At 46.7% G+C, this 12,120-nt stretch carries 11 protein-coding genes and 1 tRNA gene; 8 read left to right on the forward strand and 4 right to left on the reverse strand.

Features of this window, described 5'->3' with window-relative positions; all coding sequences use genetic code 11:
• Window positions 1-137 precede the first annotated feature (137 nt).
• The 3 genes from QUA27_RS23170 to QUA27_RS23180 all read right to left on the reverse strand — a co-directional run bounded on the left by QUA27_RS23170 (window position 138) and on the right by QUA27_RS23180 (window position 1,389).
• Entirely contained in the window at window positions 138-335 is a 198-nt protein-coding gene (locus tag QUA27_RS23170) for a hypothetical protein (RefSeq protein ID WP_006632682.1), read from the reverse strand.
• Window positions 336-531: 196 nt separating this feature from the next.
• On the reverse strand, window positions 532-948 hold the full coding sequence (locus QUA27_RS23175) for a tetratricopeptide repeat protein (RefSeq protein WP_333070877.1): 417 nt from the start codon (window positions 946-948) through the stop codon (window positions 532-534).
• A gap of 87 nt (window positions 949-1,035) precedes the next feature.
• Window positions 1,036-1,389, reverse strand: a complete 354-nt coding sequence (locus QUA27_RS23180) for a HesB/IscA family protein (protein WP_006632680.1) — start codon at window positions 1,387-1,389, stop codon at window positions 1,036-1,038.
• Between the two features lie 245 nt (window positions 1,390-1,634).
• Here QUA27_RS23180 and QUA27_RS23185 point away from each other — a divergent pair, with 245 nt between their 5' ends.
• From QUA27_RS23185 to QUA27_RS23215, 7 genes are all read left to right on the forward strand, one after another.
• The gene (locus tag QUA27_RS23185) at window positions 1,635-3,284 is read left to right on the forward strand and encodes a DUF6930 domain-containing protein (RefSeq protein ID WP_333070878.1); all 1,650 of its coding nucleotides are present in this window, start codon (window positions 1,635-1,637) and stop codon (window positions 3,282-3,284) included.
• 101 nt (window positions 3,285-3,385) lie between these two features.
• On the forward strand, window positions 3,386-3,640 hold the full coding sequence (locus QUA27_RS23190; protein WP_333070880.1) for a hypothetical protein: 255 nt from the start codon (window positions 3,386-3,388) through the stop codon (window positions 3,638-3,640).
• Window positions 3,630-4,001, forward strand: coding sequence for a type II toxin-antitoxin system PemK/MazF family toxin (locus QUA27_RS23195; RefSeq protein WP_333070881.1), 372 nt, complete (start codon window positions 3,630-3,632; stop codon window positions 3,999-4,001). Before QUA27_RS23190 ends, QUA27_RS23195 begins: the two co-directional genes overlap by 11 nt.
• 60 nt (window positions 4,002-4,061) lie before the next feature.
• A complete protein-coding gene (zds, locus tag QUA27_RS23200; RefSeq protein ID WP_190662862.1) occupies window positions 4,062-5,498 on the forward strand; it encodes a 9,9'-di-cis-zeta-carotene desaturase in 1,437 nt (478 codons plus the stop codon).
• 102 nt (window positions 5,499-5,600) lie between these two features.
• Window positions 5,601-6,047, forward strand: coding sequence for an SRPBCC family protein (locus QUA27_RS23205; RefSeq protein ID WP_333070883.1), 447 nt, complete (start codon window positions 5,601-5,603; stop codon window positions 6,045-6,047).
• Window positions 6,048-6,306: 259 nt separating this feature from the next.
• Window positions 6,307-8,367 (forward strand): protein kinase domain-containing protein, encoded by a 2,061-nt coding sequence (locus tag QUA27_RS23210; protein ID WP_333070885.1) that lies wholly within the window; start codon window positions 6,307-6,309, stop codon window positions 8,365-8,367.
• Between the two features lie 87 nt (window positions 8,368-8,454).
• A tRNA-Val gene (locus QUA27_RS23215) sits at window positions 8,455-8,528 on the forward strand.
• A 775-nt stretch (window positions 8,529-9,303) separates the two neighbouring features.
• Here QUA27_RS23215 and QUA27_RS27510 read toward each other — a convergent pair.
• Complete coding sequence (locus QUA27_RS27510; protein ID WP_445251536.1) at window positions 9,304-9,618, reverse strand: helix-turn-helix domain-containing protein; 315 nt, start codon at window positions 9,616-9,618, stop codon at window positions 9,304-9,306.
• 718 nt (window positions 9,619-10,336) lie between these two features.
• Between QUA27_RS27510 and QUA27_RS23220 the strand changes: the two genes are divergently transcribed.
• Window positions 10,337-12,120 (forward strand): DUF4347 domain-containing protein (locus QUA27_RS23220; protein WP_333070888.1); only part of this gene is annotated, 1,784 nt, incomplete at its 3' end.

A 12,120-nucleotide genomic window follows, 5' to 3' on the forward strand; every position in this document is an offset into this window, starting at 1 on the left:
TTCCTTAATTCTTTCTATCCGTTAAATCCCGTACACGGCTTTGTTGCCTGACTTTTTCCTGACCAAAAAAAGATGCTGCCCTCCATAGAGGGCAGCTACTCAAATAAAGCATCTTAAAGTCTCTCAAAACTTCAGAATTAACCTTCAGACATTCCGGATTTATTCGGCAATTGCAAGTCATCAGGATCTACATAGTGACAAACTGCTTTGTCCATGCAAATCAAGGCCCAGCCGGATTTATCGATGCTCATCAACTTGTAAGAAGCTGGCTGAATAAAGAAACCTTTGTGGTTGCGGGTTGCTGGTTTGATGTTAACGTGGCTGTCAGTGCTCATGTTTTTACAACTCCTAGTATTATGGTAGAAAAATCTGAAAACCGCTGAGCGGATTTGTCAATCGTCTAAGTTTTCAAATACTAGCACTGACTTTCTGAGTTTTCCATAAAGTTATTTATTGATTTATTACGATGTCGTAATAAACCGCAAAACCGATTTCCTCGATCCCCGCCCAAAAATCGACTTGTTTGCGCGGTTACGGCTCCAGAAGCCACTGTTTAACGCGGGCGAGACTCTTCCAGTCGGGTTTTCTCTTTAATCCTTCTTCAAAATTTTTTTTAACTTCGTCGAGCAACTCTTCGGAAGCCATTAGAAGTTGCTGAGCCACTTCTACGTGGGGGCGCACTCCTTTTTCTTTGAGATCCAGGATCGCTACTGCTAGGTTGATGCGAGCTTGGGGGTCGTGAGGGTTCAATTTAACGGCTGTTTTCGCTGCCTTTTGAGCCGGTGCAGGTTTATTTTCCAACAGGTAGAGCCACGCGAGGCTAGCCCAGGCATTGCCATTTTTGGGAGCTTTTTCGCACACTTCTTTAAACACGGGGATCAGATTAGCCGGGGCTTCGCCAGCTTGGTAGCGATCGAAACCGTCTTTAAACAATTCTTCAGGGGTCATTCGATTTTAGATTTTAGATTTGGGATGTTGCACGGAAAAGGGCATGGGGCAGTTAACAACTTTCTGCCCCATGCCCTCTTTTCCGATTTATGTAGAAAAAGAACTGCCACAACCGCAAGTTTGAGTTGCGTTGGGGTTAGTAAACTGAAAGCCGCCCCCAATCATAGCATCGCTGAAGTCGAGAACCAAACCGTAGAGATAAAGAATGCTTTTGCGATCGCAAACTACCTGAAAACCGTCGTAGTCGAACACTTCATCGTCGGATTTCACAGTGCTTGGATCTGCGAAATCCATCACGTAGGACATTCCAGAGCATCCGCCCTGCCGCACCCCTACCCGCAAGCAGAGGTCTTTACCTTGTTTTTCTCTCAGGGCTAAAACTTGACGGACAGCAGAGTCCGTCATTTGAATGCCGCGCTTTTCAGAAATGGCTTGAGTCATAATTTGCCGAACTCCTGAGACTGTCTAATGCTAAGAGTTTAATCTTATTGCTCCATTGTACAGGCATTCGCCAGAAGGCAGTCGGTTAAATGCTGAAGGCCGAATTTTTAGCTTCTAACTTTTAATTCCCGTGGGGCCTCGTTCCCAAGCTTGATGCCCTCTCCCCCTATAGGGTTTATGATTGAGAAGCAGCGGTTGACCGGCTACCGGCACCGCAACAATGCTTCACCCAACGGGCTTACTCTATGGCAGCGCTGAATCGCTCTACTCTTCGTCGGCTACAAAACTTACCTCAAATTCCTAGCGTGTGGGAGGGCGATCGCCGACCCTTATCTAATGCTGACTCGCACATGATGCTAGATGACGATGACGTTCTAGAAGCTGGTGGCGAGTGCATTCTCTGGGTCGATGGCTCCGAAGGAGTCGTGAGGGCTATGGACATGGTAGGCCCAGATGCCGGCCCAGAGGCGATCGTCCGGGCCCTGCTACGGGCAATGGAACATCCCCAAAGTCCGGCTCCCGCAGTCCGCCCCCAAAAAATAGTAGTTAAAAACCGAGAAATTCAATTTTATCTGCGCGGCGTACTTCAAGATTTAAGCATTTCCATTGACTACGTGCCGGAATTGCCCTTAATTGACGAAATATTTCGCGGCATGGAAGAGGTGGCGATCAACAGACCTCCTGAGTTACCCCCTCAGTATGCTGAAGTTTTAATGGAAAAAGCTGCTCAAATTTGGCATGACGCTCCGTGGCGGACTTTGAGCGAGCACCAAATTATATCTATTGAAATCAATCAATGGGATGTCGGCAGCCTCTACGTGTCCGTATTGGGCCAAGCCAGAATGGATTACGGAGTTTTACTGTACCGTTCTCTAGAATCCTTGAAACGGTTTCGAGAACGAGTCGTCAACGATGAATCTTTTGAAGATTTAGAACAGGCTTTTTTAGGGCAAGACTGTTTGTTTGTTACCTTTGAAAGTGCAGCAGATATTGATGAGGACGACGACGAAGAAATTGATTTAGCCGATTTGCCTCCATCGGAAATTGAACCAAATTTCGGCAACCTGCATCCTTTAGAAGGATTGCGATCGATTCTTTACGAAGAAGAAGCCCTCACGATGTTAGTGGCTCTCGAAGCATTTCATCGCTTTTTCCGCAACGGTCGCCGGAAATTGGGATCGGACACTTTTCCCAGTCTTAGCAGCCGCTACCGCATCCCAGTTCCGCAGGCTGACGGAGAAATTCAACAGGTATCCGTTAAAGTTTCCACGATGCCCGAGGTATCAGACGAATTATTACAGATGCTCGGTGATGACGATGATGACGATGATGACGATGATGATGAATTTGATAAGCCACTGCTGCGGGACGATTTGGTGCCGCAAAATTCATTTTTGAGTCTCGGCGCCGTGCCTTGGGAAACGGTAGAGTTCCTGCGCCAAAGTGTCCAGTTTCACCAAGGTGCAGAAATTGATATTAATACAGCCGGAGATGGTTTGCCAGTGGTGATGATCCAAACTTCTCATCCGAAGGCAAAAACTATGATTCAGGATTTGAAAGAAGCTGGGGGCGTGAAGGGGATTGGTTTTAATCCGGGCGAAAATCCTTTTCAAGATGAGCAATATGACTTGGGTATTTTGCAAACCAAAAATGGGGAGCTGTATTTGTTTGGAGAGTTTAATGAAGACGATCCGGTGCATCAGGAAGCTCGCAAGAAGTGGGATCGCCGCTGTAAATTAACCAACGGTTGGTGCGGTTTGATTATTGCTAAAGGGTTGATGGGTGCTTCTCGCGGTCAGCCTCAGTTTAAGGATATGATCGCTTTGCTTGAGGTGCGCTGGGTGTCTGCTAAAGACTTGGGAATTGGGCCACTTCAGTTGATGCCGATGTTTTGAAGGAAGAAGGAAGAAGGAAGAAGGAAGAAGGAATGTGTAAAAGTAATATGTAAGGTGCGCCTCGGCGCACCCTACTTAGTGAATTCTTAAAAAGAATGATTATGTCAAATTCTACTCAAAAGCGAGAAGTGTTAATCGCCATTGATGCTGAATTCGCGGAGAAAATAGACCAATTTACTGATAATTGGACGGAGGCGATCGAACAAGCTCTCCGTCTCTGGTACGCTAAGCAAATAGAAGATAAGTTGCGGAAATTTTATCAAAACCGCAGCCAAGAAGATATTGAGGATGAAAAAGAATGGTTTAATTTGGTAGAGGAACAGATAGAAGAAACATGGAGCAGCGATGGACTCTAACTCAACAGGAAAAACTTATCCCCGCCAAGGTGAGATTTATCTTTCAAGGGCTTTGCGTCAGTTAGGAGATACCAAAAAAAGACCTGTAGTTGTGGTTTCTCCCGATATCCGCAACGAATTTACGGATTCTGTCATTGTTGTTCCTTTCACCAGTAACATTGCAGGAGTAGAAAATCCTACTCGCGTCTTGATTCCTGCAGGTGAGGGAGGATTGCAAGCTGATTCTCTAGCTGTATCTGAAAACCTTTCTGCTTTGCGAGAGACATTTTTAGAACAAGACCCTTACGGTCAACTTAGTGGCGATGTCCTAGCAAGAATTCAGAGGGCTGTACAAGTGTCGATCGGCATTTATGAACTTTGAATGTTTCGGAAATTCTAAAATTTGTTACAATCTGTAAAAATACGGGAAAGGATAGGTAAAATGCGGGTTGCGATCGCAGGTGCGGGACTGGCTGGAATGACCACAGCAGTCGATTTAGTGGAGGCCGGCCACGAAGTAGAAATTTTTGAATCCCGCCCCTTTGTCGGCGGCAAAGTCGGCAGTTGGGTAGATCCCGACGGCAATCACGTTGAAATGGGTTTGCACGTCTTCTTCGGCTGTTATTATAACTTATTTGCCCTGATGAAAAAAGTGGGAGCGTTTGACGATTTGCTCCTCAAAGAACACGTCCACACTTTTATCAATCGAGGCGGCGAAACTGGTTCTTTAGATTTTCGCTTTCCCGTGGGTGCTCCCTTGCACGGATTGAAGGCATTTTTCACGACATCTCAGCTATCAGTACAAGACAAAATTCAAAATGCGATCGCCCTGGGAACTAGCCCGATCGTCCGAGGTTTGATAGACTTTGACGGAGCAATGAAAACTATCCGCGATTTGGATAAAATTAGCTTCGCTGACTGGTTCCGCAGCCAAGGTGGCAACCAAAACTCGCTCAAAAGAATGTGGAATCCGATTGCCTACGCACTGGGTTTTATCGACACTGAAAATATTTCTGCCCGGTGTATGTTGACAATCTTTCAATTCTTTGCATCAAAAACCGAAGCCTCTGTCATGCGGATGCTGGCTGGTTCTCCCAACGAATATTTGCACAAGCCAATTGTGGAATATTTAGAAAAGAAAGGAGCAAAAATTTACACGCGGCGCAGAGTAAGAGAAATTCAGTTTGAAGAAGGCGAAGAAACCCGCGTAACAGGCTTGGTAGTAGCTAACGGCGAAACAGAAGAAAATATTACCGCAGACGCTTACGTTTTCGCCTGCGACGTGCCAGGAATTCAGAAAATATTGCCCCCAGCTTGGCGCAAATGGTCAGAATTTGACAACATTTATAAATTAGATGCTGTGCCAGTTGCTACAGTACAATTGCGGTTCGACGGTTGGGTAACGGAACTGGAAGATGAAGCCAAGCGCAAACAGTTGAGCCACGCTGTAGGAATCGATAATTTGCTATATTCAGCAGATGCAGATTTTTCTTGTTTTGCAGATTTGGCACTGACAAGTCCCAAAGATTATTATCAAGAAGGACAAGGTTCGCTGCTGCAGTTGGTGCTGACACCGGGAGATCCGTTTATTAAACAAAGCAATGAGGCGATCGCCCAACACGTACTTAAGCAAGTTCAGGATTTATTCCCGTCAGCGCGGGAATTAAACATGACTTGGTACAGTGTAGTTAAACTCGCTCAATCTTTGTATCGCGAAGCACCGGGAATGGATGTTTTCCGCCCTGCTCAAAAAACTCCGATAGCCAATTTCTTTCTAGCAGGAAGTTACACTCAGCAAGACTACATTGATAGCATGGAAGGAGCGACACTTTCAGGCCATCAAGCGGCTAAGGCAATTCTCGAAGCTTACAGTCATTAGTCATTAGTCGTCTCTCGTTTTCTCTGGTTCCCAGGCTATGCCTGGGAACAAAAAAGAAACAATTCTTCAATCTAAAATCTAAAATCTAAAATCTAAAATCGCATGACTGATTGGTTAGAACACAGCGTCCAAGTAGAAGTGGCAATTCCCATCGAATTAGCGTGGCAACTCTGGTCGGATTTAGAGCAAATGCCGCGCTGGATGAAGTGGATCGAATCAGTTCGCGTTCTCGAAGACAACCCGGAATTATCGCGTTGGAAACTCGCAACTGGCGGGTTAGAATTTAGCTGGCTTTCTCGGATTCTCAAAGTAGTGCCGAATCAGATAATTCAGTGGGAATCGGTAGACGGTTTGCCAAATCGGGGTGCGGTAAGATTTTACGATCGCAAAAACAGCAGCATTGTCAAACTGACAGTAGCTTATGGAGTTCCCGGCTGGCTGGCAAAATTGATGGACAATTCATTTCTAGCGCGAGTAGTTGAATCGACTCTTATGGCTGACTTGGAAAGGTTTAAAGAGTATGCTCTGAAAGTTAAGGCGACATCTTAAATTATGATGACGGAAGTCATGACTACTAACCAGTTTGTCGTCATGACTTTAGTTTTTTTATTTCTAATTTAGGACTTATGCACCCGAACAAAGAAAGCGGGTTTTTGAACCGAGATTGAAAGTTTTAAGCAAATATTTTGGTAAAAAACCAGGTTTATTGTTGCCGGTGCGTCCAGGACTATAATTGTAACGCGAGAGCCGATCGCCCTTTTGCCTCAGTATCATAGAGAGATGCTGCTGATTCCTTCTCGGTTCAGTTATGAGTTACTGCCTAAACCCCGCCTGTCAAAACCCGCAAAATGCCGATCGTACCCAATTCTGCCTGAATTGCGGCTCCAAACTGTTGCTGAGAGAGCGTTACCGCGCCATCAAACCCCTGGGGCGCGGCGGTTTCGGTCGCACTTTTTTAGCAATAGACGAAGACAAACCCTCCAAACCCCGCTGTGCAATTAAACAGTTTTTCCCCCTATCCCAAGGTACCAGCAGCAGCGAAAAAGCAGCAGAATTATTCAACCGAGAAGCAGTGCGACTGGACGAGTTGGGGAAACACCCGCAAATTCCCGAACTGTTGGCGCACTTTCAGCAGGAACGCTATCAGTATTTGGTACAGGAATTTATAGAAGGTCAGAATTTACAGGAAGAGTTGGCGCGGACTGGGCCTTTTAGCGAAAGTCAGATTCTCAGTCTGCTGAAAGATTTATTGCCAGTATTGCAGTTCGTGCACGATCGCAGTGTAATTCACCGAGATATTAAACCGCCCAATATTATCCGCCGCCACATTTCTCAAACTCCCATCATTTATACTTACCCAACATTAACCGGGGAATTAGTTTTAGTTGATTTTGGCGCTGCAAAAGTTGTGGAGGGTTTGAGACAAACCGGTACAGTCATCGGTTCTCCCGAATTCGTGGCGCCGGAACAAATTAGAGGTCAAGCGGTTTATGCCAGCGATTTGTACAGTTTAGGAGTAACTTGCATTTATTTGCTGACTCAAATATCTCCTTTTGATTTATTCGATATCAATCAAGATGCTTGGGTTTGGCAAGACTTTTTGAAGGTTCCAATCGATCCGAAATTAAGTCGCATCCTCGACAAAATGATCGAACCGAGTCTCAGTCGGCGCTACAAATCTGTAGCTGAAGTCTTGAAAGATTTGCAGTCAGCGGGGGCGGGCACGGGGGCACCGCCCCTACCAGCGCCTAAAATTTCCGTGCCGCAGAGAACCCCTGCGGTGCAGAATGCGGTGCCGCCAACGGTTGCAGGCACAATCATACCTGTGCCCCCGATGCAGCGGGTTGTACCCGCACGCGCGCCTACTTGGAGATGTGTTCATACTCTGGTAGGTCATTCTAATGCTGTCACGTCAGTAGCTTTCAGTCCTGATGGGGCGACTTTAGCTAGCGGAAGTGAGGACAAGACGATTGAGATGTGGAAGTTGGAGACCGGTAAGCGGTGGTACACTCTCACGGGTCATTCTGACTGGGTGACTTGTGTGGCGTTTAGTCCTGATGGCGCTACTTTGGCTAGTGGCGGCCGTGATAAAACAATTCAAATTTGGGATTTGAATAAGGGTAAGTGGTGGTACGCTTTGCGGGGTCACGAGGATAGGGTTTATGCTGTGGGTTTTAGCCGGGATGGTCAGGTTTTGGCTAGTGGCAGTCGGGACAAAACTGTGCAGTTGTGGAATTTGAATAAGGGAAGGCGGATGTCGGCTTTGACGGGTCACGCTGGCGGGGTGGAGGCTGTGGCTTTTAGTCCTGGCGGGGAGTTTTTGGCTAGTGGCAGTCGGGACATGAGTGTGCAGTTGTGGGATTGGCAAAAAGGTCGATCGATTTGTACTTTAGCAGAGCACGGGGATTGGGTGCGGGCGATCGTTTTTGCTGCGACCCCCCCCTTGCTAAGGGGGGGAGTAGGAGAAGGATTGACTTCCTCTGTGTCCCCTGCCGGTCAGACCTCCCCCAGCCCCCCCTTGGTAAGGGAGGGAGTAGGAGAAGGATTGATTTTGGCGACGGGGAGTCGGGATGGTACGGCGAAGTTGTGGCGGGTAGATGCACAGGGGCGAGGGACGCTGTTGCGGAGTATGAGGGACAATTCTGGGGATGTTTTGTGTGTGGCGTTCAGTCCCGATGGTCGAGTTTTGGCGACGGGGAGTCGGGATGGCACGATTTATTTGTGGGATGCGGGTACGGGGGGTTTGCTGGAAATTCTGACGGACCACGGGGGGGAGGTTTTGTCGGTGGCGTTTAGTCCTGATGGGGGGAGTTTGGCTAGCGGTGCGGGCGATCGAACTGTGAAGATTTGGCAGGGGAGTGGGCATTAGGGGCGATGTCAAGACTGCCCGCTTAAAAAAATCTCATATTTCTGCTTGACAGGCGATCGAATGTTCTGCTACATTAGGAATTCGTGAGGACGCATAGCTCAGTTGGTTAGAGCACTACGTTGACATCGTAGGGGTCACTGGTTCGAGTCCAGTTGTGTCCATATTAAAAACCCGTTCATACAACGGGTTTTGTTGTAAATGCTAGAAAACTCTGATTATGGTTTTTAATAAAGGGGGTGACAAGAACTGGCAAGCCCAGACCTTCAATGCGATAAATCTGCGATATGCCCAAAGGCTCTGTAAATGTAGAAAACTTTAAGGAACGGCTACGGGGCGTTGCTTAATCAGGGTATGAAAAAAATAAGTTGAAAATCCAGAAGCTTTGTAGATACTGGTTTCTATGATTTGCATATTTAGTCTTTCATACCGTAAATCAGCAACGCCCATCAAAGCTAGTACCGAAGTAGGTACTAGAATCTATGACTTTAAAAGTGATAGTAGGGGCCAATGTAAACGAAGCTGCTTTAGCTTCTGGGCTGGCTCCCAGAACAAAACCTAGAGCGGTGCAAACAGAGGAAACTGCAATTTTGCGGTAGTGATTTTTCATAAAAACTCAATTGCTTTTTATCGTAAACAACTTGACTGGAAAACCCATTTAGTAATCAAATTACCTAAATACTACCTAGCTTACTTAAAAAACCATAATTCTTTATTTAGCTTATTCAATCTTAACCAGGAAGTTAGCTGCATAAATGCTCTAGAAAGCGTAACGATCGCCATTATCAAAACAGAACCGTCGCCTCACACCGCATCATCCATCCATCCGCAAGCCGAACAATCCCAATGAGCAGGCGGCGTTTCATATTGGGGGAACGGAAGCTCACATTGGGGACACCGACCAGTAAACAGTGGGTGCGTATCCAGCAGCTCTAACTGTTAAACAGTGGGTGCGTATCCAGCAGCTCTAACTGTTGCAAGGCGTGTCCACCGCTGCCTCGTTTGCAAGATTAGTTCGCCGTTGTAAGTAAGTGGGCGGGAAACTTTACAACTATGTAACGGAAGACCTTCTAGACCAGATTTTTCCCATTTGTGCAAAACTTCTCTGACTGTCTGTGAAGTCCAATTTATATGAGCCGCTATTTTTTCGACGTACCAACCGTGTGCATTTAACCCAATGACTTCGGCGGGCGTCTTTGACTTTATGTGGTACATTTGCTGTTTTGAGATTGAAGAGGGTTCTCTCTTATTCATGAGTCAGGGATACCCTTAAGCGAGCTTCCATATGTTAATGACCTAGGTAGATTTCTTCTCTGTCTTCATTTATTTTCACCTACTTTGGTTTTTTCGTGCCTATCTACTTATCACCAGTAGGATATCGAATCTATCGGTAACTGCGCGTTTGTCGGAAGTAATGGAAAACACGCATAATATAAATTCCGTGAGATCGCGGATGGCAGCGCTGCAGAAATAGGGGAAACTGATAGATAGGTTAAATAAAAATGAGCCAAATAAACAAGGTCGCTGGCAGTTTCAGAAGCTCTGAATCCAAGGTTGTATCTACCCCTAAACTCGCTTTTGGAGGGCGCAATATGTTGCATTTTTTAAGGGAAACGGCTCGATCTTCGGAATACGCAAATTCCCCATCCAAAAGCTTTGTATTCAAGGACTCCAGCATCAATGACGGTGGATATTTTGTTTCCCGAATTTTGGCTGGGGGATCTGACTGTATCGAGAAAATTACCTCGGCACTTCAAAAATCGGTCTTTATTCTTATAGAGGTTGACAAAGTTCGTTCGCACAACTTCTGACGGCAGATCGGGCTAACTGCAATTAGGCTCTGTTATCCTCAGTTCAGATCACCTCGATCCATACAAAAGTTAATTGCCGAAATTGCAGAGTTATCAAATAAGCTTGATGAGATAACTCCGGGGTGTATCTACTAAATAATGCCCTTAATGGAGTCTCCAAAATGAGTTCTACATTCGCTCAAGTTAACTCACAATCTTCTTTTGAAAAACGACCACCGCGCTCCTTAGTCTTCATAGACTCCGGCGTGGAAGATTACGAGTCAATTACAGCGGGAGTGCTGCCGGGACAGCAGGTAGTAATACTCGACCGCACCAAAAACGGCATCGAACAAATCACCTCGGAAATTGAAAAGTACGCCTCTACTAACGGGGCGATAGACTCGGTTCACCTTATTTCTCACGGCAGTTCTGGCAGCATACAATTAGGCAATACTGCTCTGGGTTCAGATAACATAGAGCAATACAAAAGCCAGTTGGAAAAGTGGCAAACTTCACTAGCCCCACAAGCAGACATCATTCTGTACGGCTGCGATGTAGCAGGCGGTACAGGTGCTAATTTCGTCGATCGCTTCAGTCAATTAACCGGGGCTGACGTTGCGGCATCCACCAACACAACCGGCCGTGGCGGCGACTGGAATTTAGAATTTGCTAAGGGCAAAATTGATTCTCCCTTAGCCTTGCAGCCAGAGGCTATGGCAAGTTACCAAGGTGATTTAGCTACGATCGTAGTAGCCAACAATAGCGATAGCGGGCCCGGTTCATTAAGAGCTGCGATCGCCACCGCTGTTGCCGGCGATATCATTACCTTCGCTCCAGGTTTAGCCAACCAAACTATTACTCTCACTAGCGGTCAACTGAATATTCCCGCTGGCAAAAACATCACCATTGACGGCGCAGCAGCAGCGGGTTTAACTATCAGTGGTAACAACGCATCCCGCGCCTTTTTTGTCAATGCCAACGTTGCGACTGCTACTAATTTTGTTGTCAAAAACCTGATTGTTACTAACGGCAAAACGGTTGCTCGAGGCGGCGCGATCGGCACAACCGACGAAGTAAACCTCACAGTAGAAAACGTTCAGTTCAACAACAACGTCGCCGATAAAGGCGGTGGCGCAATTTTTGGAAATTTCAACAATACCCTGACTGTTACCAACAGTAAATTCAACGGCAACGTAGCCACCTCCGCTAACGATGAACGCGGTGCAGGTGCGATCGGCTTTTTGAGTTTCAAAACTTTTACAGTCACCAACAGCGACTTCACCAACAACAAAGGAATTAACGGCGGGGCAATTAACAGCCTTCAAGGTAAGCTGACAATTGACAACTCCCGATTCATCGGCAACGATACCACCGCAGCCGTTTACGCAACAGGTCAAGATAATCCGTTTTTAAGGGGTTTTGGCGGCGCAGTTTACACAGACAGAGCCAGCAATCCCAGCGAAGCTTCCGGCACAATTAAGATTACCAATAGCGTATTTCAAGACAATAAAGGTCGAGGTGAAGGAGGCGCAGCTTATCTGTTCACCGGCAGCCAAGACAAGGTTATTTTGGAAAAGAGCACCTTCCAAAATAACGAAATTCTGGGGCTACCCAACGGTGGAAATCCTGGAAACGGTGGTGGGGTAACGATTTTGAGCGACAGCACCAACCAGGGATTGACCATTGCCAACACCACCTTTGCGGGCAACAAAGCCGGCAATCAAGGTGGCGGGCTGTGGACACGCAATGCCCCTGCTACGATTACTAACAGTACGTTTTCTGGCAACTCCACGGCGTTTGCTGCTGGCGATTACAACAAACTCGGCGGTGCAATGACTCTTGGTGCACCCACAACCATTCTCAACACGACGATCGCCGATAATTCAGCAGGCTGGGTTGGTGGAGGTATCTTCGCCGCTGCCAATAATGTCACTCTCAAAAACACGATTTTTTCCAACAATACAGC

The organism is Microcoleus harperi Pol14_C6 (assembly GCF_036701295.1).
Classification (GTDB): domain Bacteria; phylum Cyanobacteriota; class Cyanobacteriia; order Cyanobacteriales; family Microcoleaceae; genus Microcoleus.

What these genes read in the sequence shown, in the direction of transcription:
- QUA27_RS23170 (WP_006632682.1), bottom strand. Translation starts at nt 335, where the DNA reads ATGAGCACTGACAGCCACGTTAACATCAAACCAGCAACCCGCAACCAC.
- QUA27_RS23175 (WP_333070877.1), bottom strand. Translation starts at nt 948, where the DNA reads ATGACCCCTGAAGAATTGTTTAAAGACGGTTTCGATCGCTACCAAGCT.
- QUA27_RS23180 (WP_006632680.1), bottom strand. Translation starts at nt 1,389, where the DNA reads ATGACTCAAGCCATTTCTGAAAAGCGCGGCATTCAAATGACGGACTCT.
- QUA27_RS23185 (WP_333070878.1), top strand. Translation starts at nt 1,635, where the DNA reads ATGGCAGCGCTGAATCGCTCTACTCTTCGTCGGCTACAAAACTTACCT.
- QUA27_RS23190 (WP_333070880.1), top strand. Translation starts at nt 3,386, where the DNA reads ATGTCAAATTCTACTCAAAAGCGAGAAGTGTTAATCGCCATTGATGCT.
- QUA27_RS23195 (WP_333070881.1), top strand. Translation starts at nt 3,630, where the DNA reads ATGGACTCTAACTCAACAGGAAAAACTTATCCCCGCCAAGGTGAGATT.
- zds (WP_190662862.1), top strand. Translation starts at nt 4,062, where the DNA reads ATGCGGGTTGCGATCGCAGGTGCGGGACTGGCTGGAATGACCACAGCA.
- QUA27_RS23205 (WP_333070883.1), top strand. Translation starts at nt 5,601, where the DNA reads ATGACTGATTGGTTAGAACACAGCGTCCAAGTAGAAGTGGCAATTCCC.
- QUA27_RS23210 (WP_333070885.1), top strand. Translation starts at nt 6,307, where the DNA reads ATGAGTTACTGCCTAAACCCCGCCTGTCAAAACCCGCAAAATGCCGAT.
- QUA27_RS27510 (WP_445251536.1), bottom strand. Translation starts at nt 9,618, where the DNA reads ATGAATAAGAGAGAACCCTCTTCAATCTCAAAACAGCAAATGTACCAC.